This window comes from Clostridium beijerinckii (assembly GCA_003129525.1).
Classification (GTDB): Bacteria; Bacillota; Clostridia; order Clostridiales; family Clostridiaceae; genus Clostridium; species Clostridium beijerinckii_D.
Genome location: CP029329.1, coordinates 3,269,002 through 3,292,930 on the forward strand (window position 1 = coordinate 3,269,002; position 23,929 = coordinate 3,292,930).

At 29.6% G+C, this 23,929-nt stretch carries 21 protein-coding genes and 4 pseudogenes; 6 read left to right on the plus strand and 19 right to left on the minus strand.

All coding sequences use genetic code 11. The features are described 5' to 3' along the window. Positions 1–800: 800 nt before the first annotated feature. Positions 801–1,223, plus strand: a complete 423-nt coding sequence (locus DIC82_14450; GenBank protein ID AWK52134.1) for a hypothetical protein — start codon at positions 801–803, stop codon at positions 1,221–1,223. A gap of 182 nt (positions 1,224–1,405) precedes the next feature. Here DIC82_14450 and DIC82_14455 read toward each other — a convergent pair whose 3' ends face one another. The 4 genes from DIC82_14455 to DIC82_14470 all read right to left on the minus strand — a co-directional run bounded on the left by DIC82_14455 (position 1,406) and on the right by DIC82_14470 (position 5,349). After that, positions 1,406–1,993, minus strand: coding sequence for a sugar O-acetyltransferase (locus DIC82_14455; GenBank protein ID AWK52135.1), 588 nt, complete (start codon positions 1,991–1,993; stop codon positions 1,406–1,408). 295 nt (positions 1,994–2,288) lie between these two features. Further along, on the minus strand, positions 2,289–2,846 hold the full coding sequence (locus DIC82_14460) for a cupin domain-containing protein (GenBank protein AWK52136.1): 558 nt from the start codon (positions 2,844–2,846) through the stop codon (positions 2,289–2,291). Positions 2,847–3,787: 941 nt separating this feature from the next. Continuing rightward, on the minus strand, positions 3,788–4,876 hold the full coding sequence (locus DIC82_14465; GenBank protein ID AWK52137.1) for a hypothetical protein: 1,089 nt from the start codon (positions 4,874–4,876) through the stop codon (positions 3,788–3,790). Between the two features lie 95 nt (positions 4,877–4,971). Beyond that, complete coding sequence (locus DIC82_14470; protein AWK52138.1) at positions 4,972–5,349, minus strand: hypothetical protein; 378 nt, start codon at positions 5,347–5,349, stop codon at positions 4,972–4,974. A 310-nt stretch (positions 5,350–5,659) separates the two neighbouring features. On the opposite strand from DIC82_14470, the gene DIC82_14475 reads away from it, so the two are divergent. After that, positions 5,660–5,977 carry a hypothetical protein gene (locus DIC82_14475; GenBank protein AWK53097.1) on the plus strand — a complete coding sequence of 106 codons (318 nt, stop codon included), beginning with the start codon at positions 5,660–5,662 and terminating at the stop codon, positions 5,975–5,977. 36 nt (positions 5,978–6,013) lie between these two features. Continuing rightward, positions 6,014–6,334, plus strand: a pseudogene (locus tag DIC82_14480) (hypothetical protein). Positions 6,335–6,448: 114 nt separating this feature from the next. On the opposite strand, the gene DIC82_14485 reads toward DIC82_14480, so the two are convergent. Next, complete coding sequence (locus DIC82_14485; protein ID AWK52139.1) at positions 6,449–6,766, minus strand: hypothetical protein; 318 nt, start codon at positions 6,764–6,766, stop codon at positions 6,449–6,451. A 212-nt stretch (positions 6,767–6,978) separates the two neighbouring features. Between DIC82_14485 and DIC82_14490 the strand changes: the two genes are divergently transcribed. After that, the gene (locus DIC82_14490; GenBank protein AWK52140.1) at positions 6,979–7,587 is read left to right on the plus strand and encodes a DUF421 domain-containing protein; all 609 of its coding nucleotides are present in this window, start codon (positions 6,979–6,981) and stop codon (positions 7,585–7,587) included. Between the two features lie 155 nt (positions 7,588–7,742). Here the strand turns inward: DIC82_14490 and DIC82_14495 are convergent, their stop codons facing one another. The 5 genes from DIC82_14495 to DIC82_14515 form a co-directional block, all read right to left on the minus strand. Next, complete coding sequence (locus DIC82_14495) at positions 7,743–9,329, minus strand: H(+)/Cl(-) exchange transporter ClcA (protein ID AWK52141.1); 1,587 nt, start codon at positions 9,327–9,329, stop codon at positions 7,743–7,745. Between the two features lie 279 nt (positions 9,330–9,608). After that, positions 9,609–10,472, minus strand: a complete 864-nt coding sequence (ablB, locus tag DIC82_14500; protein ID AWK52142.1) for a putative beta-lysine N-acetyltransferase — start codon at positions 10,470–10,472, stop codon at positions 9,609–9,611. Further along, complete coding sequence (gene ablA / locus DIC82_14505) at positions 10,459–11,730, minus strand: lysine 2,3-aminomutase (protein AWK52143.1); 1,272 nt, start codon at positions 11,728–11,730, stop codon at positions 10,459–10,461. The genes ablB and ablA overlap by 14 nt, the downstream gene beginning before the upstream one ends. A 29-nt stretch (positions 11,731–11,759) precedes the next feature. Further along, complete coding sequence (dapB, locus tag DIC82_14510; GenBank protein AWK52144.1) at positions 11,760–12,608, minus strand: 4-hydroxy-tetrahydrodipicolinate reductase; 849 nt, start codon at positions 12,606–12,608, stop codon at positions 11,760–11,762. A 256-nt stretch (positions 12,609–12,864) separates the two neighbouring features. Beyond that, positions 12,865–13,107: a hypothetical protein gene (locus DIC82_14515; GenBank protein ID AWK52145.1), complete on the minus strand. Its 243-nt coding sequence runs from the start codon at positions 13,105–13,107 to the stop codon at positions 12,865–12,867. A gap of 1,108 nt (positions 13,108–14,215) precedes the next feature. Between DIC82_14515 and DIC82_14520 the strand changes: the two genes are divergently transcribed. After that, on the plus strand, positions 14,216–14,833 hold the full coding sequence (locus DIC82_14520; protein AWK52146.1) for a GGDEF domain-containing protein: 618 nt from the start codon (positions 14,216–14,218) through the stop codon (positions 14,831–14,833). A 54-nt stretch (positions 14,834–14,887) separates the two neighbouring features. On the opposite strand, the gene nhaA is transcribed toward DIC82_14520, so the two are convergent. The 5 genes and pseudogenes from nhaA to DIC82_14545 form a co-directional block, all read right to left on the minus strand. Further along, on the minus strand, positions 14,888–16,084 hold the full coding sequence (gene nhaA / locus DIC82_14525; protein AWK52147.1) for a Na+/H+ antiporter NhaA: 1,197 nt from the start codon (positions 16,082–16,084) through the stop codon (positions 14,888–14,890). 908 nt (positions 16,085–16,992) lie between these two features. Continuing rightward, the gene (locus DIC82_14530) at positions 16,993–18,165 is read right to left on the minus strand and encodes a serine/threonine protein phosphatase (protein ID AWK52148.1); all 1,173 of its coding nucleotides are present in this window, start codon (positions 18,163–18,165) and stop codon (positions 16,993–16,995) included. Positions 18,166–18,172: 7 nt separating this feature from the next. Beyond that, positions 18,173–19,861, minus strand: a complete 1,689-nt coding sequence (locus DIC82_14535) for a histidine kinase (GenBank protein AWK52149.1) — start codon at positions 19,859–19,861, stop codon at positions 18,173–18,175. 307 nt (positions 19,862–20,168) lie between these two features. Continuing rightward, positions 20,169–21,116, minus strand: coding sequence for a serine protease (locus DIC82_14540; protein AWK52150.1), 948 nt, complete (start codon positions 21,114–21,116; stop codon positions 20,169–20,171). A gap of 317 nt (positions 21,117–21,433) precedes the next feature. Next, positions 21,434–21,529: pseudogene (locus tag DIC82_14545) on the minus strand (SAM-dependent methyltransferase). Between the two features lie 449 nt (positions 21,530–21,978). Between DIC82_14545 and DIC82_14550 the strand changes: the two are divergent. Next, positions 21,979–22,788, plus strand: coding sequence for an alpha/beta hydrolase (locus tag DIC82_14550; protein AWK52151.1), 810 nt, complete (start codon positions 21,979–21,981; stop codon positions 22,786–22,788). Positions 22,789–22,930: 142 nt separating this feature from the next. Here DIC82_14550 and DIC82_14555 read toward each other — a convergent pair. The 4 genes and pseudogenes from DIC82_14555 to DIC82_14570 all read right to left on the minus strand — a co-directional run bounded on the left by DIC82_14555 (position 22,931) and on the right by DIC82_14570 (position 23,633). Then, positions 22,931–23,065, minus strand: a pseudogene (locus DIC82_14555) (AAA family ATPase). 8 nt (positions 23,066–23,073) lie between these two features. Further along, positions 23,074–23,229: pseudogene (locus DIC82_14560) on the minus strand (phage replisome organizer). A 10-nt stretch (positions 23,230–23,239) separates the two neighbouring features. Then, positions 23,240–23,437: an excisionase gene (locus DIC82_14565; GenBank protein ID AWK52152.1), complete on the minus strand. Its 198-nt coding sequence runs from the start codon at positions 23,435–23,437 to the stop codon at positions 23,240–23,242. Further along, entirely contained in the window at positions 23,412–23,633 is a 222-nt protein-coding gene (locus DIC82_14570) for an XRE family transcriptional regulator (protein ID AWK52153.1), read from the minus strand. The genes DIC82_14565 and DIC82_14570 overlap by 26 nt, the downstream gene beginning before the upstream one ends. Positions 23,634–23,929 lie beyond the last annotated feature (296 nt).

Sequence of the window (23,929 nt, forward strand, 5' to 3'; positions counted from 1 at the left end):
TTAATTCAGAAATTAATCCTATATAACTTTTATCTTTTCCATTATTTTATTCCTCTAACCCTTGAATCTTATCTTTATCAAAAAAATTTTCTTTAAATTTAAGCTAATAATATTTTTTCTGCCAAATTATCACTTTCTGTTGTGAATGTTTTTTTAAAATTTGCATATAATAAATTAGACTTCTACTTTAGCTTCACCCTATTCATTTTCCATTTTTTCATTGTTAGCCCCTTTGATTAGGGGCTTATTTTTTAATTCTCTTAGCTCCATTCCTGTTAAACATATTACTCATCATCTAAATATCCATTTCTCATAACTATGTTTCTTTCTTCAACTCTTCTAAAACTTGTTTTGCTACTTCTACTCCATATTGAGCTACTATAGAATCAGCTAAAATATGATGATATTCTCTTCTCATTTCATCAGTTATAGTTCCTTCAACTTCTACTGTTATTTTTCTATTTCTTTTCATATAATCACCTATATAGAAATTCATATTATTGTATTCATTTGTGATTAAATTTGATACAATAAATCTTTTTGCTCTACTTGTACATTATATCCTGCCTTATCTAATATACCAAGTATTGCCTTTAAATAGTCGTCCAAAATACTTCAAGCATCTTTATAACCTATACCTGAATCCTATCGTGCTAAAAGAATGAGTAATAGCAATTCCAAAATGCGATGTATATTTTGTCTTAAGATATACTTCATAAATTTATTTATCGGAGTATTTGACAAAAACATGAAACAATATACAATTATGTTATAAGGTTTAGGAAGGAATGAAATAACAAATGAAAAAAATAATTAGTGGTTTAGTATTCGGATTGATGTTATTTTCTTTAGTTGGGTACAGCAGCTTTTCAAAAGGAATTGTAAATGGGTATATTGATAGAACTAAATATGCAGGAATAAATATAAAAGAAATAAAAGAAGAAAAAATCATGAATGGTTCTGGAGACGAAATAAATAAAAGAGGAACAGTAACATATAATCCATATAAAATAACAGATGAATCTTTAAGTAATTTTTATAAAGATAAAATTAAAGATTCTCGCTATAGCCATTATACTTTAATAAATGAGAAAGATAAAACACAAGGAATAGTATCGGTTTTATGTATAAATGTATTAACATATGGTGAAATAGATGATACTGGATCTATAGTAAAAGCGTATAAAAATTTTGAAGTCAAAATAGAAGAGTTGAACAGTTAGGATATTTAATTTCCTAGCTTTTTAAAATAAGGCTATGTTTTAATATAGTGTTAAAACATAGCCATATATGCTAGATTAACAATTATAGAATCTTCATATTTTCATAGATTTTATATTTCTTAAAGTGCATTAATGTCTTCCTTTATTGATATCCCAATTTCATTAATAAATTGGAATCTGTCTTACTCAGCTGACAAGTTAATTACGTCTTCTTCTGTAATCTCTCGTAATACTTTACAAGGATTACCTACCGCAATTACCCCTGCTGGAATATCTTTATTTACCACACTTCCAGCACCAATAATGCTGCCTTTTCCTATAGTAACTCCACCACATACAGTAACATTAGCACCAATCCATACATCATCTTCTATTGTAATAGGTTTCGAAGTTCCAATTCCTTCTGCCCTTTGTATTGGAAGCACAGCATGTCCTGAGCACGCCAAACAAACTCCAGGAGCTATAAATGCATTTGCACCAATATAGACTGGCGATGTATCTAGTATCACACAATTATAGTTGATCACAGTAAGTCCATGTGTATGTATATTGAAACCATAATCACAATGAAATGAAGGTTCAATAAATGTTAGCGGATTATAAGTTCCAAGTAATTTTTTTAAAATGCTACTTCTCTTTTCTCCTTCTGATGGTGAAGTCTGATTATATTTCCAACATAATTCTTTCGCCTTTTGTTGTAATTCTGACGACATATCTGTGTGCTTTGAATAATATCCTTTATTTTGTTTCATAATTTCTGTAAAATCCATTATCTTACTCCTTTCAAATTACTATTTGTCTTTTAGTAAATTATAACATATTTACTGAATATCTCACTTCCTTATTCCAGAAGATCGCTATTTTTATTTGATACACTAAATGAATATCTTCTAAAGCTTTTTGAATTGAGAATACCGCAAATTCATTTTACTGAATAATACGGTATTTAATTATTTATTTTTTTATTGTACATATTATACATGCATCAATTGTACTTGTATTCTAACTATATTGGGTAATCTAATATTTGTTTATTCCTAATTATCCATGGTTCTTTTCAACAACTTATTCAGCAGGCTTAGTTACATTAACTACACCATGTGGATGTTGTGGTGGTGCATAGATAGCGTATACTTTAAGTGGTTCATCGCCTGTATTAATAATATTGTGCCAAGTGCCAGCAGGTATCATGATTGCAAAGTCATCATATACGTTTTCTTGAAAATCTAGGCTGTCTTTGCTTGTTCCCATTTTAACAATTCCTTGTCCCTCTTCAACACGTATGAACTGATCAATTTCAGGATGAACTTCCAAACCTATGTCATCACCAACCTCGATGCTCATCAATGTAACTTGAAGATTGTCTCCTGTCCATAAACCGGTTCGGTAATTATTGTTTTCCTTGGTGACTTCATTAATATTAACTACGAAAGGTTCTGGACCATAGTCTTCCAATACAATTGGACCATCGTCCATTAATCTCGAACTATTCTCCATTTTATCATTAATTGGAACATAATGGTCATAAGCATAAGGACACGGATAAGTTCTATAATCATTATAAATACCTTCTGGGTTATTATCACAATAAGGACATGGATGCAATCTATGAGTATTATTCATATTGTTTCTTCCTTCTATAATATTTCAAATTCATAATATGTTTTAATTTTTTAAAGTGTTCTTATATTCATTGTAAATACTGTATTATTTAATTTTTAACTAATGTCTCTTCTCCATTCATCCTAAATATACTATTTCCACTTAGTATAAGAAAAAATTCTTCTTGTTTTAAATACGAATATGGTAATTTTATTTTTTATTATACATGGATCCTTTTTTCCTATTGCACATCAAAAAAATACCGCAAATTCATTTCTGAATAATGCGATATTTGAATTTGTTATTTTTTTATTATTTCAGCATTTGTAACTAAATTACTTTTAAATTCGTTACTCTTGCTAAAGTTGGAACATCATCTTCTTCACCATCTACTACAACAACTGCACTATGATCTCCCATTAACTTAATTATAGTACCTTTCTTACCTTTGTTCTCATTTTCTAAAAATTCAACTCTATCATTTACTTCCATCAATAATTCCTCCATATTTCTACATAATAATTTTCTATAACAAATTAATTATATCATGTTTCTTTAAATATCTCATTCTTCAATTTTAGAGAATTAATACAATCTTCACCATCAAGTAGTTCCTTATATTCAATAAGGAACTACTCGTTACTTGCTTTTTTAGAAAATGTCATCTAATACTGGTAAGCATTTATAATAGACGTTTACTTTCTAATATTTATTTAAATAGATGAATAACGCAAACTTTTTCCGTTAATAATAAAAATGAAGTAAGGAGGTGATACTAATGGGTACTTCTCAATACAACAAGAACAAGAATGAAAAGAGTAACACAGACAAAAATAAGAATAAAAACAATAATGATAAAGGCAATAATAAAGTATAATATTTTAGTATTATGCAGTAAAAAATATCACAATTTCATTTCTGAATAATGTGATATTTTTTATTGTTATTTATTTTCATGTGCCTTAGTTTATTCTTGCACCATCAGAACCTATTTTATATCCATCAATTATAGTATTTGTAACCATAGCACCTTTATATCCATTAGATATTGGATTTAGATAATACCATTTTCCACTAGACGAACTCTTTAACCACCCAGTTTGCATAATTCCGATTTCATTCATATAGTACCATCTTCCATCTATTTTTTGCCATGCTGTTTGCTTAGTTCCATCTGGTGCTATAAAATACCAATTTCCACTTATTTGTTGCCATCCCTCACTTAATGATGTAGTAAGATTACTTGGAGCTGTTGTTGTTGTTGTTGAGCTTGTACCAGTTGATGATTTAGTAATATTTAGCTCATATTGTCTTTCATTATCATCATCATCTGTGATTTTAACTGTGATAGTATTTTTACCTGCTGATAATGATACTTTCTTTGTCCAATCATCATCATCATCTACACTTGTACCATTAATCTTAACAGTGTAATCATCGTCATCTGGCTCTGCACATACTTTTACATAGCTTACTTTATTATTAACATTTATATTATATGATGATGTCCCTTTAGCAAAATTAAAATTAATATCATCATTATCATATGTCAATGATAAATCCTTTAAATAAATATCATCTTCATCTTTGTCATCATCTTCCTTTTGAACTTTAAGAGAATATGATTCTTTAAGTGTTGATCCACTATATGCTTGAATTTTAAGTGTTACACTGCTTGAAATCTTAACTTCTTCATCTAAATCTATTTCTGTACTTCCTTTATAAATTTTAATGCTATCACAACCAGTTCCTAAATCAATATCAGTAACTTTGATTTTCTTTACATTGCTTTCAACCTCAGCATATAATTTTGTCGGAACTTTATCATCATCATCTAATTTACTTAACTTATACTTACTGTTATAACTGCTTTTAGTATATACATTTACGCTTTTATCTTTATTGGTTTCTAGTTTTATATCAGTAATATATCCTGAAGAACTAGCTGCATAAACAGCTGTTGTTCCTAAATTTAAAATGCTTGGCATTAGTGTAGATCCAAAATTTAATGCTAAAGCAATTGCTATTGTTTTTTTTATGTTTTTATTCATTTTTATGTCCCCCTACTTAAATCATTATATTTTTATCATTATTTACCATCATAAGTTAATTATATTCTGTAAATATTGCATTATTCAATGATATCCTATAGTTTAGTACCATCCCAATAATCGACACCATTATAACCTCCATATTCATTATTACCACATCCCCATGTACCACTAAATCCTATTTTCCCATTTTTTTTATAAAATTCAAATCTAAATCCTCCAGAAATACAAAACATTTTAGGATATATATCAGGGTTAGACACTGATGACCAGGTTCCTGTTAAATTCGAAATACCTTGATTGTAATAGCCATAAATATAAGGAAACTCCCCCTGAACTCCATTTTGAGCTATTTCTGTTAATTTCATAATACCATCTGTATATACAGTATTTATAGATGTAGTAAATGAATATTGACCTAAAATTTCTGTGAATTCTATATTATCAGGTGTATCTCCGTACGAATACTGCATTATTATCTGAATTTCACGATTATCTATCTAACATTCCTCTTGACTTTATATAAATATTCCAATTTATAATTTATTTACCATTATAAATAAATTATAGCATATTTATAAATAACATATTATTTAATTTTTTAAAAATTTCATTTTTATTAATTACTAAATCAAATCTACATCTTGAACAATATTTTAGAATTTCGTATAAAATCTTTTATCAAATTAAGTTACTTTTTAATAATATTATCTAAGACTAATCATAATAATTATAGTTTCTTTAATTACTTACCCTAAAGCAATATGGAGGTGATTATATATGATGAAAAGATTTAATATTGCATTTTTTCTTTTTTTGTTTTTTTCATTTAATATTTTTGTTGTTTCTTCCTTAGCTGACTCAAAACCTCTTTCCCAAGGTATCTATACAAACAAACAGTTAAATTTATCTCCAAATAAAGTTTATAATATAAAAAATATTTCACCCAATGAGCGTGTTGTTATACTTATCTCAGATACTAATGAAATAGTTTATTATTCTATTCAATTAGAACCTTTATCAGAAGATTTTTCTTTTCAACCTCCATTTACTAGCTATTTAGTGACTGTCATTGGTAAAGGGGAAGTTATTATATCTTAAAATATTACATAAATCTAAAGGCAGGTGAGAATATTTATGAAAAGGTTCATTTTTGCATTCTTATTTTTTTTATGTTTATTCTTTGCTAATAACACAATATCTTATGCAGAGATATCCAAAGATGTCAGCCAAGGTATATATACAATGAATGCTTTAAATTTATCTCCCGATACTGACTATGTTGTTTAAAATAACTCTTTTAACGAACGTGCTTTACTGATTATTTATGATTCTAAGCAAAATCTAATTCAACTCATACGATTGATACCTCAAGCAAAAAAGCATAATTTAATACCTCTCAAAAATGACTATACAATTATTATACTAGGTAACGGAATCTTAAATTTTTTTGAATAGGCACTTAGTTAGTGTCTTTTCATCACCTTAGTACTCCTAATATATAACTACCATAATGGAAATAACCTACAGAGTATACCTGCAAGTTATTTTCATTGTCTATTAACATTTATATCATTTTAAATAAAAACTAGAACATTTAGTTTGAGCATAAATTGTAGATTTTGTCCCGGAAATATTTATGTATTGTAGATTACAAAGTGTATTAGCGTTATTAATACAGTTTTTGACTTCACAAGTAAGATAATCACATTGGTTATCAACAATTGCATTATTAGTTAGTCCATTATGTAAAGTTTTATCTGAAAATGAATCACACCAAGTTCCACTTTTACTTGATACATTTGCACCTCCAATATTAGTTCTGCTAGAATGACAAATACCACTTTTATTATGTGAACAGTTATTTATATCACAATTAATTTGTTGCATGCAAAACACTCCCTTTAATTACATATTCACCTTAAAACTTCTTAATAAAATTATTTTTATATTTACAGTTGTAATATAACTTAATAATATCATTGCCTTTTTAAGCTAGAATATTTACAACAAAAAGCTTTTTAATGGAATAAATATTTTTCTCACTAATGCTAATAATAAATTATATAAAATCAAGTATATTTTTTAAAGGAGCTAAAAAAATGCAACTTAACTGGATTTGGCAATCAATACTTATTTTTTTTGTTGGGACATTTATTTTGAGATTAGGTGGAAGAAAATCTATTTCTCAAATGACCATATCACAGACTGTAGTTATGATAGGCTTAGGTTCGCTTCTAGTTCAGCCCATAACTGGAAATGGATTGTTAATTACTTTTCTAGCAGCTCTTTTATTATCAATCCTAATGGTGATCATGGAGCATTTAGAGGTTAAAGTAGATTTTTTAGAAACCTTATTTTCGGGTAAAGCAGTTATTGTCATTGAAAATGGTGAACCTAATATTAAAAATATGAGAAAATTAAGATTAACTATTGATAGGCTTGAGACACGTTTGAGGCAAGCTGGAATCTCTTCAATAGCTGACGTCAAATATGCAACACTAGAAGTTAGCGGTCAATTAGGATATGAATTAAAGGACAATAAGAAACCCTTAACAAAGGAAGACTTTAAAACTCTAATAACTGAAATATCACAAATGAAAAATATAATTGAATCTAATTTAAAACCTCAGAATAATAAAAGTGAAGAAAATAATATCTTTCAAGAAATAAAAAATAAAAAATTTGAAGGTAATAAAAATGAACCTTAAACCTTCATATGCAATAAATCAATTGTATTAATTTATTTATACTGAAAAATATAAAAGCTCCCTTTAATAAGGGAGCGAGGCTAAAGGTCTATTTCTTAAACCAATAAGTATTCCTGATAAAATTAATTTTCGAAAGAATTGTACAAAATCAATATTTATATTAATATCTCACAGCTTCCTGTCATTATTGTTAATGCATCATTTATTCTTGATACCCTATCCTCATTAGTGAGTACAATCAAATAATCACCTGGAAAAATAACAGTGTCTCCTTTTGGAATTATTTCATTTTCTCCTCGCTTAACAGCTACTAATAAGCAACGGGATGGCCATTTAACTTCTTTAATTTGCTTTCCATCTAAATCCGACCCCATACAAACTGCAAACTCTAATATAGACTTATTTTTCTTATTGCCAATAGATATTTTTTCTCCTTGATTATGTAAAATCTTTTCAAGTAATGCTTCATAAATAGGTTTTGATCCTAAGACATCTGCTACTATATATGCAACTATAGATACAATCGCTAAGGAAAGCAAATGACTAAATGTACCTGTCATTTCAGTAATTAGAATTGTTCCAGTTATTGGTGATCTAACTACAGCTGCAAAATATCCTGCCATTGCAAGTATTATAAAGTTATTAATATACATACTGTCAAAATGTACGAAATTCACAAGTGCTACTCCATAAATATTTCCTATTAAAGCCCCAATGGCAAGTAGTGGAAGAAATATTCCCCCTGGTGCCCCAGATCCAAAGCTTGCCATAGTGAATAGAAATTTTACAATAACTATAATCACTAAAATTGTCAATGAGAAATTGTTTGTAATTAATGAAGTTATAAGTTCATGTCCTCCACCTAAAACTTGTGGTAATAAAATTCCAATAACAACTGAAATTAACAAAGGCATTATTATTCTCATTTCTTTTGGTAGCCATTTTTGAGCTACATATAGATTTTGAGTTTTTAAAAGACTTTTATTAAAAACTACTCCTAGGATACCTAAAATACCCCCTAACAAAATTATATAAAAGTATAAATTAAGTGGTAATGTAGTTAGATTTCCAAGAGTAAAAACTGGTTTTAATCCAAAGAAACCACTAGCTATAAAATCAGCTGATAATGCTGCAGATAATGCTGAAAGTAAAACTAATGGTGAAAAGTTTTTGTGAACTTCCTCTAATGCAAACATTACTCCAGCTAAAGGCGCGTTAAAGGCAGCAGCAAGTCCTGCACTTGCACCACTTGTAATAAGGTATTTTTCTTCAATTTTAACTCTTTTAAATACTCTACTAAATCCTTGTCCAACTGCTGCACCCAATTGAACTGATGGGCCTTCTCTACCTAGTGAAAGACCTGAACCTATTGAAAGAATTCCTCCAAAAAATTTTCCCAGTATAACTCTCCACCAAGTCATATCAAGTTTTCTGAGCAGAACTCCTTCAACTTGGGGAATTCCACTTCCACTAATCATAGGCTCATGTTTAATCATCAGCCCTACAATATATCCTATAATTATTAATGCTACAATCCAAGGTAGAATAAGTATGGGTTTTATAGATATTATTTTATAAATATTACTTAATAGAATTCCTGCCTTTTCAAGTGCATATCGATACATTACGATTAATAAACCAGTAATAATACCTACACCTATTCCTTCAAACACAAGCTTTAACCTAAAGCTATGCCAGTGAAATAATGTATTATAGGTATTGTGTTTGTTTTTGACTTCCATTTTTCGCCTCCATTATTATTCCGAAACTAATCCTTAGTTAGACACAAAATATACGAGCATACTTTGCTGTTATTTTTTGTACCTTATACTTTTTCAAATTTTCTAAGGTTGTGTAATTTAATTATATTGATATATATATGTTATCATATATATATATTAATTTAAATGAAAAAGTAATTGAAACTGTCGTTAATACAAAAAGACTGTAGTAAATTTGCTTTTACACAAATCTATCTACAGTGCTTTAATGTTATATACAATCTCTATTTAAATCCTATCCTATAAGTTATCATGAATATTTTTCACCCAAATATTCATATCCTCAAATGTGCCACATATATTACAATTATTTACTAGTCTACCTGCAAAGTTATAATTATGTTTGCTTAACACAATATTAACACCAGGATTTATTGCTCTAGATAAACTATATAAAGTAATGAAACCCTTCTTTTTAAGATCTAATTCTAAAGAATAAATAATATTTGATAATATGCCCTTACCTCTATAATCTGGATAGGTTGCACAATCAGTCATTTCTGCATTTAAGTTTTCTTTATCCATATCTGCTGAAGCTACACCAATTATTTTTTCATTATAAACAGCTACCTTATATAAAACTTTTTCATTCATAGTTTCCTTCAAAAATTTTTCATCATAAACTGGAGAAGGGTATGTTGAAAATACTGCAGAAAATAGTTCTATCATTTCTTTTATATCATTTTCATTTGCATTTCTTATACAATATTTAGTATTGTCACTACCATGTATAAAGGTATTTTTTATATCCAAACAATGTTTTATTAATAACTCTTTCTTAGTAAAATTACTGCAAATTTTTCTATCGCTACTTATAAAATAAGACATGCAAAACGCATCTTTTCCTTTAAAATATCCATTAATTTTGCCTTCTAAATCAAATCCAGCTTCAACAAAAATTTCAAAGCTTTCACTATCACAGTTACAAATAATTTTACCTAAATGTTCCCTGGAAGAAAAGTGAATTATTCTTTTTAAATTTTGAACTGATATATTATTTAAATCAATTATTTTTACACGTTTATTAGTATAATCCACATATATTTCAGTACGGTCTATTTTAGTATAATAATTATTAATTAAATTACATCTATCTGTTCTCATTAAATTCCTCTCTCCTTTTCATTCTAACGTTACTTTTTGGGGTTAAACAGATTTGTTCATCTCTAAATAATTTTTCTAGGCCTTTATAATCATCTTTTTTGAATTTACCACATATTCCACACTGTTTACATTCATGGCTTTTATCAGATGGTTCAGTATAAGTACAAATTACACCTTCATAGTTTCTAAGTATTACTTTATCAGGTGATTGTGAAATTAAATACTGAGGGTTAACAGGTATTTTACCACCACCGCCTGGAGCATCAATTACAAAAGTAGGTACTGCAAATCCAGAAGTATGTCCACGTAAAAGTTCTATAATTTCTACACCAGTTGAAACAGGTGTTCTAAAATGTTCAATCCCTTCAGATAAATCGCATTGATATATATAATATGGTCTTACTCTGTTCATTACTAATTTTTGAACAAGACTTTTCATAATATATGGGCAATCATTAATATTCTTTAATAGTACAGATTGATTTCCTAGTGGAATTCCTGCATCAGCAAGCATTTTACAAGCAAGCTTTGATTCTTCTGTTATTTCCTTTGGATGATTAAAGTGTGTATTAATCCAAACCGGATGATATTTTTTTATAATATTACAGAGATTTTCAGTTATTCTTTGTGGCATAGCAACTGGTACTCTAGTTCCAATTCTTATAACTTCAACATGACTTATATCCCTTAGTTTTTGTAATATGAACTCAAGTTTTTCATCTGAAACACACAATGCATCACCACCTGATATAAGTACATCTCTTACTTCCTTATGAGCTTTGATGTATTCAATAGCTTTCAAGAGATTATTCTTTGATAAAGACCCATCTTTTTTTCCTGCAAAACGTCTTCTTGTGCAATGTCTGCAGTACATTGAGCATTGCTCAGTAATAAGAAGAAGTACTCTATCTGGATACCTATGTGTGAGTCCGGGGACAGGAGAATCATGAGTTTCATGCAAAGGATCACTACTATCACATTCCGATATTTTAGTTTCATCAATAGTTGGAATAGCTTGTCTTCTAATTGGGCAATTGTAGTCATCTGGATCTATTAGTGTTGCATAATAAGGGGTTATTGCCATTTTTAGTTTCTTAAGACTAGCCTTTACTCCATTTTTTTCTTCTTCAGTAAGATTTACAACTTGTTCTAATTGTTCTACTGTGGTAATTCTATTAAGAATTTGCCATTCCCAGTTATTCCACTGTTCTTCTGTAACATCTTTCCATAGTGATATATCTTTATAGTTTCTTTTCAATTTAAACACTCCCTTTTTAAACGTTAACACTAATGTATATTCACCTTATCTACGGCTACTATATCTTTAACATTCTCAGAATTTTGTTCATTTTTATTCATATATAAATCTTCTATAACTTTTGATAAATTTAATACATCATTCATCTCATAGAATCCTATTTTCCCTTTAATAAACTTTATTGCGCAAAGTGCACCTGATGCAAAAACTTTTCTTGAAAATGATTCATGGGAGATTGTAATTCTATCATCTTCTCCAACAATTAATACCTCGTGCTTTCCAACTACACCACCAGCACGCACTGAATTGATAGATATTCCCTCTTCCTTGATATGTTTGCCTGCATATAATAAACCACTTTCTATTTCATTAGCTATCTTTACTGCAGTACCAGATGGGATGTCTTTCTTGTTTTTGTGATGTATTTCCGAAATTTGAAAATCATAATTATTCAATAAAATAGATGCTAATTTTGTTAAAACCATCAATACATTTACTCCAAGTGTTATATTGGGTGCATAAACTATTCCCACACGATTATTATGAGCTAAAGTTTCTATTCTTTTTAAATCAAACACTGAAAAACCTGTAGTGCCAATAACCATGTTAACTCCAAGCCTTGATATTATCTCTACATTCTTCAAAGTAGCTTCAGGTTTAGAAAAATCAACTACAACATCTGGCCTATATTTTAATATGATCTCCTCTAATTTATTAGTACCTTCTATTTTAATTCCAATATCTTGAATTCCAATGACTTGTCCTAAATCCATATGTTTTTTTAAACTGCCAGGACTACACATAGCTGATACAATTCTCATATCATCTTGCTCAAATACCATTTTCCCAATTTCTTTTCCTGTCTTTCCAAGACCAATTAAACATACTTTATAGGAATAGGTAAGACTTTGAAGTTATCTCTGCCTTTTCCCCTCCTCCACACAGTGCTTGCGACTTTCACCGCACACTGCGTTCCATCAATGAAGTTTTACTATATTTTATCCATACAACTGAAAATATTATTATTCATAATATCCCATACAGTCAGCGTCTTTCATTGGAATTTTTCCAACGTTCTGCTTCTCTTATTCTTACTCGAACCTGATTGTATTGTATAATAAAATGTTTCCCATTTCATTGACTTGTGGCTATCCCTCCATTATGTTTCCATAACTTCACTGGTACTATGCCACTACTTTCACTGATATTAAAGCAAGTTATAACATTCTGTCTTTCCTTGCTACCGCTTCGTTGGATATAAGTCCTCTGCGTTATCAGCTTACCACGTTCCAATAATTTTATCCTTTCATATACCTTTAGGTAGTTCCTATAATCCTGTCTGCACAATACTGCCTGTAACAGTATAAGGATTTTCATAACGACAAATTTTACTCACCCTCACAGACCCTACAACTTCGGTAGGTGACGCATTTCTGCTCCATTTTTTTTTAGAACCTTACATTCGGAACTTTGTCAGTCTTTTATAATTTAGACATTCTTACCATAGGTCTTTTATGGACTCCCGACCTATCATACACTCGACCACCTCTGGTTCGCTTTTCCACAATCTCTTTCAAAATTGTTAGGGTGTATTCTCAGCCGACTTCACCGAGCTTATAACAAATTTATTCTTATAAATAAAAATGCTATTCGGAGTATCAGAGAAAGCCCTTCAAGGCGTTACCCTCTCATTTGACTTTTCAAATTATTAGTTCTTAAATAGCTTCGCTATTTAGGCAATACTTTTCATATTACAACGTGTCGCACTATCATAAAAACTCCTCCTTAAGTGATGTTCTAAATAATAATAAGCTTAATAAGCTGCAGAGAAGTCTCTATAGCTTATTAAGCCTTATTATTCACATATATACCAAAAAAAGTATGATATTAGTATGCCAAAAGATCTTCTCTTCAACGCTTACGAGATTAGCTGACGGATTCGGGTCGAAGAAAATTAACCCTACTTATCATATGATAAGATTCACCCCAAAAATTGGTTCTCCCGCTCAAATTGATTCAGCGTTATTAATATTTATTATTTTGTTACAATTCATATTGTCTATAATAACCATATCATTTTAACATATATATGTCAACGTATATACGTTAAGGTCATATGTATTTTAACAAACCAAAACTTTAAATATGCTTATTATTACATGAGTTATTAAATTTATTAAAAGTAAAATTTTCCGAATTTCTATATCTAAATATATATTTCTATTCATTCCAATTAGACATATTGACTTGTTATTTATTTTGATTATGCCTAAGTTTACGAATATATTATTTCGTATATATTGACGCATAAATATGTGGATGTTACTATAATTAAAGTTATATTAAATTTTACTGAAATGACCATGAAATTTAGTGATATGATGAGCTTATTACCTACTTTTGCCATTTATTATATATAATTTACAGTAATTGTGAATAACTGTAAGTTATAGTTAAAAAATTAAAAATTATATGGAGGTTACTTATGGATGAAATACTTGCTTCAAAAGAACAATTGACATCTAAAATGGATGAATTAATATCAAATAACGAAGGACCTTTTAGTGTTGTAGTTGCTGATATTGATGACTTTAAAAATTTAAATAATTTATATGGAGATTCTGTTGGTGATGAAGTACTAAAAAAACTCATTTCAATTTTAAATAATAATTTATCATCTACAGACATCATTTGTAGAGCTGGTGATGAATTTAATATACTCCTTGTAAAAAAGGGCGCTGAAAGAAGTTTTATGGAATTGGAAGAAATAAGAAGATATTTATCAGATAATACATTTAGCCTATGTGATAATAAAGCAGAAAATGTTTATTTTACTTTAAGTTTTGGAGTTGCAAGTTATCCAAGAGATGCTAAAACTGTAGTTGAACTTTTTAGGGTAGCTGATAGTGCTTTGTTTAGAGCAAAGGATTTAGGAAAAAACAGAATTTGTCTTTCAGAGGCAGAAAGCATGGTTTTAAAATCAAACTATTTTACTAAAACTCAGCTTGATAGACTTTCTAGACTTTCTAAGGCAAATGATAGAACAGAAGCATTTCTTCTTAGAGAAGCTCTTGATGATTTATTTAAAAAGTATAGTAGATAAAAAAATAGCTTGCAGAATAACTGCAAGTTATTTTCATTTACTTATTTATATGATTTATTTTTCACTTTTAAGTTTTATAAGTCCAAAAACTATCCCACCTAATATTGCTGCTAAAATTGAAGCAATCATAATACTTATTTTGGCTGTAGATAACACTGTTTCATCTACAAATGATAAAGATGAAACAAATATTGACATAGTAAATCCAATACCGCCAAGAACACTTGCACCATATAAATGTCTTTTTGTCACTTGAGCTGGAAGTTTAGCCACTTTTAATTTTATCAAAATGTATGAAACTCCAAATATACCTATTTGTTTCCCAATAATTAATCCAAATATAATTCCTAAACTAACTGGTTTCAATATGGTTAATCCGATACTGTTAATATCAATAGTTATACCTGAATTTGCTAGTGCAAATATTGGCATAATTAAAAATGAAGATACTGGAGTTAAAGTATGTTCAAGTCTGTATAAAATTGATGATTTAAATTCATTAATATTTTTTCCTGCAGGCAATGAAATTCCTAGTAATACTCCAGCAATTGTTGCATGTATACCTGACTTTAAAATACAAATCCATAGTACTATACCTAAAATAACATATACAGATATATATTTAACCTTAAATCTATTAGCTAATATAAGCGAAATAAAAACAATTAAACCCATAATAAGAGCAATCCAAGAAATTTGACTAGTATAAAATGCAGCAATTACAATAATAGCTCCTAAATCATCAACTATAGCTAACGCTGTAAGAAACACTATTATTCCTTTAGGTGCCTTTTTACCTACTAAAGAAAGTATTCCAAGTGCAAATGCAATATCTGTTGCCATTGGAATTCCCCATCCTGAAATAGTTGGTTCTTTATAATTAAATAATGCATAAATAATTGCTGGTACAATCATACCTCCTATAGCAGCAGAGATAGGGAGTATGGTTTTTTTTAAAGATTTAAGCTCTCCAAATACCACTTCTCTTTTTATTTCCATGCCAACTACCAAGAAAAATATAGCCATTAAACCATCATTAATCCAATGAAGCAATGACATTGATAACGAAAATTCCTTATATCCAATAGTTACATATGTATGAAGTATATTATTATATGTTGTAACAAAACTAGAATTTGCAATTATTATTGCAATAATAGCAAAACTTAAAAGTATTAAGCCACTCGCAGATTCACTTTTAAAAAAGTTTAAAAATGGATTGAAAACTTTGTTGTTAATTTTATTTTTCATAATTAATCTCCTCATCTTTAGATATTATTATTTATTCCCTAAAATCTTAGTTTAAATAAAAAATACAGTCGAAATCTTTATTTAATATTTCCAATTGTTAAAATTTTAAACAAAAAAAGAGATGGGAACACTCTTAATAGAGTTTCCCACCCCAGAAACTAAAATTGCTTGAAAGCAAATTATAAAATTTGCCCAACCGTGCCTAGTTATATTCATTTATTTTTATAATATTTATTATATTATATATTAATATAATAATCAAGTTTTGCAATTTTTTTAGAATTGACGTCTCTAGCTACAAAGGCTAATATAACTTCTAATACAGGAGCTGAGCAAGGTGATGAAAAGAATCCACCTAATATTAATGCTATAATAATCATTCAAAGTGATAAACTTCCTGTTATAAATGAAAGAAATAAAGATAAAATATATATGTTAGGCAAATTAATTATGTCTAAATTTTAAGTGATTAAAGATTGTGAAAAGTGAAAGGAGAATATAATTATGGTTAGAAACGCTAAAGATGTACCAGGTTTAAAGATACTAAATTCACCACCTTCAGAACGAGACTCCTCTAATAATGCTTTTGAAAGAAATACTCATAAAGCTAAGAAAGATGCATCTTCAGGAAAATGGAAAAAGTAATACATTGATTTTAATGAAATTCTTGTGATTCTAAAATAGTCCGTGTAAACTTCATTAAGATTATATAAACAATTATCAAATGAAAGATATAAGTTTATTATGAAACAAAATATCTTCTATATGCTCTGTTAGACCAAATTGTTGATATATACACTAAAACAGGTAGGCCAATTGGACTACCTGTTAATACACAAATTATGAATATTAAGTGTTATTACATATACATATTATACTGTAACTGTATTTATTTTCATTTGTTAAATTTAACAAAAACTAATCTTAACACTTTTACCCATCTTATTTAAACATTCTTCAAGTTGTTTGATTAATGCTAATTTTGTATCAAAATCAATGTCTGTTCTCTGATGCGCAACATTTTCAGACATTCCAAAATAAATATTCACATCAGTAGCTTCTTCAATCAAAAGAAGTGCAAGTAACGATGCTGGATCTTTACTTTTAGATATTTTAAGACAATACATTGGATCTTTTGAAAACTTTAGGATTAATTCCACAACTTTTTTTAGGGTAATGATACCTTCGGTTACATAATCTACGCCTTCAATTGAAGCCATATCTGGAACTTCTTCATTTCCACTGCCTTGTATTACACTCATGGGCTTGTTCAGATATTTACTTGCAACACCGGCCGTGCTTCCACCACAAATAACGCTTTTGCCATTTTTAGAAAAGAATAATTTTAGTACTTTATCATCATCTTCTTTATTTTCTGGTGTGCCAATAAGCATATTAACAACTTCCCTAGACCTAATTTTTACCACAAAAACAGTGGCATCATCATCTAGGGAATCCTCACTTAGTGTCAAACAACAATTTATAATTTGTGCAGCGATATGAGATGCTGACATTTGTTTTGTATCAATACGTTCTAAAAATTCTACAATTTCAGAATGATGCCAGCCGCTTTGAGAAAGTTTTCCAATCCCAGCATTAGTAACTCCATCAGTCATCAGCACAATAATATCATCCTTTTGGAGAATAATTCTGCTTTCATGAATTTCTTTTTCTCCAACAAAGTGAACATTATAGTTGTATGATAATTTTTTACCTTTTCTTAAGATAATTGCACTGGGATTATCATACTCTGCAAGATATGCTTGACCATTTTTGAGCTCTAATACAGTAAAAGTAGAGTAAGCCAATCTTCTCTCCTTACACATGGGAAGAGTTGTTGCAACAGTATCTATACACTCATCTAGTGGTATATTTTTAGAAAGCATGTTTCCGAGTATTGTTGATGTTAGAGTAGAAAGTATATTTGCTTTAACACCACTACCTAAACCATCTGAAAGTACAATTATTTTTTTATCTAGATTGTCAAAAATCTTAAACCAATCACCACATAGAGTTTCTGAATGTTTATTTATACTTGTATATCCTGTTTCTACGGTTAAAGATTCGTCCCTTTCATACATAACACTATTACTCCTTATCCTCAAGCATAATTATATCTTTCAAATCTCGAATAACAATCTTAGTTTCTGCGGCAGTTTCACCCAATAAGGATGCAATCTCATGTACAATTCGGAGTTGTTTATCAGCAATATCATCTGCCATAGCAGCAGCTTGTATTTTCTTTTGCCTTAATTGGTTACGTTTCTGGCGTTCTGTTGTTATATTATTCATAATGCACACTATAATACCATTACTCTTATCATACATGAATACTTGCCTAAGATATGCATTATATTCAGCTAGGAAGGCAAGCTTTTCTGTTTTTTCAATGCCACTAGTAATAATACTTACAAAATCAAATTCATCTAGTATACGAGATACAGGCTGATTAATAATATCCTTAGGTTCTAAATCGAAAATATCACTGGCTGCCTTATTAATCTGTTGGACTTTAAGATCCATATCCACTGTAAGTATTGCGTTAGGTGTTATATTTATAATTTGATTTGAAAAGGATTCTGCCCTTTCCTTCATATAGGGTAAACACATACTGATTTCTGCTTTTCCTGCATAAACAGCTGAAGCTTTTTCACGGCAAGAAAAGTAACCACACATACCACAATTTAATTCATCGGCTTCTGTATATTTACCCATTTTGTGTAAAATCGCAATAATCTGCGCCTCAGAAGGTTTTGCATAAATAATTGTTTCTCTATCTGTATAAGTTTTCTTCAATGACTTTTTACACATCACATTAAAATCCCTAGAATAATCCAAAACCTTTGATTGCTTGTTAATCTCAATATTTGAAGTCAGTAAAGAAATATTATTCTTTTGAAAGGACGGCCCACCTACGCAGCTACCCACGCAGAAACTCATTTCCACAAAACACTTTGAAACATTACCATTGCATATATCATCGATTGCCTGAACACACTTCTCATACCCACTAAGTGAAATGTACTCATGACTAATTACAGATTTCATTGAAGAAATAATGCCTCCATCTGTCGGGAATTTCCTTGATAAATATCTAGCTTCTTCATCTTTAGAATTTGACTTTGATATTTCGATATCATTATCTTTCAGCATTTCACTTAATTCTTCAAAAGAAATAACATAATCAACATAGGAATCCATATTATAACGTTCTATTTTTTTTGAAATACAAGGAGAAACAAACACAATTACTGCATCAGGGAACCTCTCTTTCAAAAGTTTTGAGTGAGCCTCCATTGGTGTTATTATAGGCGCAAGATACTCTAATGCATCTGGATAATATTTTTTAATTAATTCGTTTACAGAAGTGCAAGAAGACGATATATAAGTTTTATCTGGATTCTCTTTAAGTAATTTTTCATATTCTGTTTTTACTAAATAAGCACCTTCAGCGGTTTCAAAAACATCTGCAAATTCTAGTTTTAAAAGAGCCTCCCTAAAGTCCGTAAACTCTGAATGATAGTATGCAGAAAACGATGGAGCAACACTTGCAATCACTTGCTCTTTCTCACGAAATGCATCCTTTAATTTTTCTACATCACTGATAGCTTCTTTAGTCTTTTGTGGACATACAATGGTACAACGTCCACACAAAATACATTCATCTTCACGTATCTGAGCGCATTGATTTTTAATTTCAATAGCTTTAACTGGACAATAGCGCACACATTTATAGCAATTTTTACAGTTTACATTTTCAAATTGTAAAATTTTCATATTCTAATTCCCATACCTTTCAATACGTAGTTCTGAAAAATAACCTAAATATTTCTCATTCCTACTCCTGTTATATTAGTATCATCAATTTTTATCTATAGCTCTATATAAATCTTTCCAATATATAATCCTTTTATTACATTATATCCTAATAAATTACTAATATAAACAGTTTTTCTATTGTCTGCATAAATCTAACTCAAGAGTTGTTTATCTATATTATTAGGCACTAAAAAAACCGTATTATTTATAAGAATCTAAATAATACGGTTTTTTAAAGTAATATATTGTTTTGCCTTTTTATTTATTAATTTGAGAATTCTTGTGTTCCCATAAATTTATTGTTTCCTTGGACAACTCCTATACCAACTTTAGTATATGAAGGGTTCATCATATTTGCTTTATGACCTGGTGAATTCCACCATTGGTTAAATAATTCAACTGCATCATAAGTGTTATATGCTATATTTTCCCCAACTGTCATATATGTGTAACCTACTGATTTTAACCAATCTGTATATTTAGTTCCTTGTGGAGTCACATGGTCAAAATAGTTAAATTGTATCATATGGTCACTCTTATATCTTGCTACTTGTAGTAAAGTATTATCTAATGTTAATGGTTGTAACCCAGCTTCTACTCTTTTTGCATTCATTAATTCAAGAATTTTATTTTCAGCCGAAGCTTGTACATTTATTGCATAAGTTTTTGGTAATTGAGGTAACCCCTGTACATCCACTGAAGTTAAATCTGTAGCTGTTTTGCTTCCTGTACTAGTAGTTTTTCCTGCATTTGTTGTATCAGTTGTTCTTCCTGTGCTAGTAGTGTCTCCTGAATTAGTTAAGTTTCCAACACTTGTAATACTTACAGTATTAGTATTTGTTGTAGTTCCTGTTTTGGTAGTATCGTGATTATTATTTGAATTACTTACTATAGAATTTTTATTATTATCTTTTATTACATTATTATTTAAATCAAATACTTTATCGCTTGTTGGAATTTTAGTTCCTGCAGCTTGTCCATCTGAAGAACATTTATATGTATTATTATTTACTAAAACCTCTCCAGTTTCCATTGCACCAGCTGTATTTAAACAATAAGTTTTGTCATTTGATGCTTGATTTAAAATTAAACTATAAAAATCATTAGCCGTCGAATTATTAGTAGCTGCAGATACTCCTAATGTTGATAAACTGCCAATTGATATGGCTGTAATAGCTACTGCCATCATCTTTTGTAAAAATGCTTTCTTCATTAGTTTTTCTCCTTTATGTGTTTTATTTGGTTTCTTGCTGTTATGTATTTTTTTCTTCTGAGCAAGTCCATGTCTATATACTAACATCTTTTCGACATTATTCAACAAAGCAATCCTTTAACTAATTCCATTAAAGGATATCAACTGCTTAGTGCCTCATCATGCTCTTATTTCTTGCCTTATGCGCCACTATATGCTTCTAACCCTTATAATACAAAGGGTAAACCCCTATATTTATTTTGAAATAAGTATATTTCAACTTAAATTTTTATAAAAATAGCAACCTAACAAAAAAAGTATCCATGGTACTTCCCCTATTATATTTTCTTTACAATATAATCAACGAATCCTTGTTTGATTTTTTCACCTTTATATATTCTTTCTAATACTCTGCTTTCTTTGATTAAAATTTCAAATTAAAGCATTTATTATATTTTTAGTTATAATCAACTTTATAGGAAATAATCTTATAGGCAAATGTTTAAATTTTTATAATACTTCTAAGCACTATAATAGATTTCTACATGCAATGGGGAGCAATGTATGCATAACATGTGTGATATTTTGTAAATTATGTTATAATAAGTGCCATGTAAAACTACAATCTAATGGACAACAATAAATGAGGGCGAACTTGTGTAAGATACAAGTATAGAAACCCAAATACAGTTATAGCGGAATATTTCTGTGATATTTTGGTGGAAGTGCATACGTTAGGCACCATTTGTATACCAATATCCACTGCTACTACATTGACCTTAATTGACAAGGTCTTGAAACATCAACAATGTCTGACTATACTATATAAAAGTTCTAAACTTATAAACCTTACCCTAAATTTTACGCTTGGAGGAAATAATATATGAGTTACTGGGACACAGCGGTCTGCGAAACAAACGGAATTAATATACACTACACAAGAACCGGTGGAAATAAACCTCCTTTAATTTTGCTACATGGATTAATGACTAATGGGGAATGTTGGACAGGTTTGGCACATGTTCTGGAGAAAGAATATGACGTAATCATGCCTGATGCCAGGGGACATGGCAATTCGAGTGTACCTGACTTTGGATATCGATACGAAGACCATGCAAACGATGTTGCCGGTTTAATAAATGTCCTAAGACTGCCTCCTCCAATCCTGCTCGGACATTCCATGGGAGGGATGACTGCAGCCGTGGTGGCAAGTCGTAAACCCAATCTACTTCGTGGCCTGGTATTAGCTGATCCAACGTTCTTGAGTCCCACAGTTCAGCGCGAAGTTCGTGATAGTGATGTCGCCGACCAGCATCGACGAATGCTCAATATGTCATTGGATGAAGTGGTGGCAGACGCGCGTAATAGACACCCTAATCGGTCAGGAGATATCCTTGAGTTGTTCGCTCGGGCACGACTTCAAACAAGCATGGCCGCCTTTGACGTTCTTACGCCACCGAACCCTGATTATAAGCTGTTAGTGAGTGAAATTGACGTTCCAAGCCTCATCGTATTTGGTGATAAAGGCGTGGTTTCGTCTGTTGTTGTCGAGGAAATGCAACTTCTTAATCCAAGACTCCAGGCAGAACAAATCCAGGAAGCTGGTCACAGTGTCCACTTAGACCAGCCAGAGCGCTTTGCGACTGTCGTCGGATCTTTCATACGTTCAATTGGAACAGTCATTGATTCATGAACATGCTAAACTTGAGTACTTTGGAAGATTGATGTGCATGATTAATATGAAAAGTTACTAAGTGTGATGTGGCTTAAGTTTTAGGTAAGATTATAGAAGCATATCCGTAATTGGATAAGCTTCTATTTTTATGGATTTATATTTATTTAAGTCTATAATTATTGCTGACATTCTTCTCTATTTCAACAATAAAATCCTTGCACATTTCATAAACCCTAGAGCCAACCCCTTCATCGAAAGCTAATAATCTATCAATTGAAAATTCGCTGCTCACAACCTTAGTCTTTTCTTTTTAGCTCTAAACTTTGCAACCCTGTCATTATTTAATTGTCTTGCCCTTTCCATTCCTTCAACATTTTGATGTTTATCCCAGTTTTTAATTTTAAAAATCTTATCCTGGGTGAGTTCTATCATTTCTAATTTTCTTAGCACTTTATAAGCTGCTTTTATTTCATCTACTAATTAACACCTTATCTTCCACCTTAAAATAAGGAAAGTCAGTATTGGGTTTATTAATTAATTCACTTATTTTCTCTTTACTGACATTTATAAGTTCTGCACATTCTATAACTGTAAGTGTCATTTTATTTGAAATATTATTTTTAAAAATATCATGAAGTTGATTAAATATTATCTCTTCTTCGCCCATCTATGGTCACCTCACATGCTATTTCAATTTCCCTTATGCTTTTTCCATAAATTTCACTTAGCTTTTCTATCTTTAGCATGTCCATTTTATATTTACCCTTCTCAATATTATTAAATTGAACTCTACTTATATCCAATTTTTCTGCAACTTTATATGCTTTTATTCCACTTTCCTCTCTCAATTGCTTTAAATTCATCCTCACTCCTCCTTTACTTAATTGTAAATTTATTCCATGAATATGTAAAGTATTTTTTTTAATTTTATTTTATTTTTGAAATATATTTTTCATTTTTGAAAAGTATATTGTTCTATTTATTCCATACATTTTATAATCCCTTTCATTAAATGCTATTTATCTGGTCATTTATTATGATAAATGTCAGTATTATTGATATTATATAAAATAAATAACCTTATTACCATTATTTAGAAATATGTAATTTACAAATTTGTAAAGTTGATTTATAATAAGGCATAAGAAACAAATTAATA

Coding starts and splice junctions, on each gene's coding strand:
- DIC82_14485 (AWK52139.1), bottom strand. CDS start 6,766: ATGCAACAAATTAATTGTGATATAAATAACTGTTCACATAATAAAAGT.
- DIC82_14495 (AWK52141.1), bottom strand. CDS start 9,329: ATGGAAGTCAAAAACAAACACAATACCTATAATACATTATTTCACTGG.
- DIC82_14565 (AWK52152.1), bottom strand. CDS start 23,437: ATGGGCGAAGAAGAGATAATATTTAATCAACTTCATGATATTTTTAAA.
- DIC82_14475 (AWK53097.1), top strand. CDS start 5,660: ATGAAAAGATTTAATATTGCATTTTTTCTTTTTTTGTTTTTTTCATTT.
- DIC82_14515 (AWK52145.1), bottom strand. CDS start 13,107: ATGAAAATCCTTATACTGTTACAGGCAGTATTGTGCAGACAGGATTAT.
- ablB (AWK52142.1), bottom strand. CDS start 10,472: ATGAGAACAGATAGATGTAATTTAATTAATAATTATTATACTAAAATA.
- DIC82_14530 (AWK52148.1), bottom strand. CDS start 18,165: ATGTATGAAAGGGACGAATCTTTAACCGTAGAAACAGGATATACAAGT.
- DIC82_14490 (AWK52140.1), top strand. CDS start 6,979: ATGCAACTTAACTGGATTTGGCAATCAATACTTATTTTTTTTGTTGGG.
- DIC82_14570 (AWK52153.1), bottom strand. CDS start 23,633: ATGAATTTAAAGCAATTGAGAGAGGAAAGTGGAATAAAAGCATATAAA.
- DIC82_14540 (AWK52150.1), bottom strand. CDS start 21,116: ATGAAGAAAGCATTTTTACAAAAGATGATGGCAGTAGCTATTACAGCC.
- DIC82_14470 (AWK52138.1), bottom strand. CDS start 5,349: ATGCAGTATTCGTACGGAGATACACCTGATAATATAGAATTCACAGAA.
- DIC82_14535 (AWK52149.1), bottom strand. CDS start 19,861: ATGAAAATTTTACAATTTGAAAATGTAAACTGTAAAAATTGCTATAAA.
- DIC82_14465 (AWK52137.1), bottom strand. CDS start 4,876: ATGAATAAAAACATAAAAAAAACAATAGCAATTGCTTTAGCATTAAAT.
- DIC82_14550 (AWK52151.1), top strand. CDS start 21,979: ATGAGTTACTGGGACACAGCGGTCTGCGAAACAAACGGAATTAATATA.
- DIC82_14455 (AWK52135.1), bottom strand. CDS start 1,993: ATGGATTTTACAGAAATTATGAAACAAAATAAAGGATATTATTCAAAG.
- DIC82_14520 (AWK52146.1), top strand. CDS start 14,216: ATGGATGAAATACTTGCTTCAAAAGAACAATTGACATCTAAAATGGAT.
- DIC82_14450 (AWK52134.1), top strand. CDS start 801: ATGAAAAAAATAATTAGTGGTTTAGTATTCGGATTGATGTTATTTTCT.
- nhaA (AWK52147.1), bottom strand. CDS start 16,084: ATGAAAAATAAAATTAACAACAAAGTTTTCAATCCATTTTTAAACTTT.
- DIC82_14460 (AWK52136.1), bottom strand. CDS start 2,846: ATGAATAATACTCATAGATTGCATCCATGTCCTTATTGTGATAATAAC.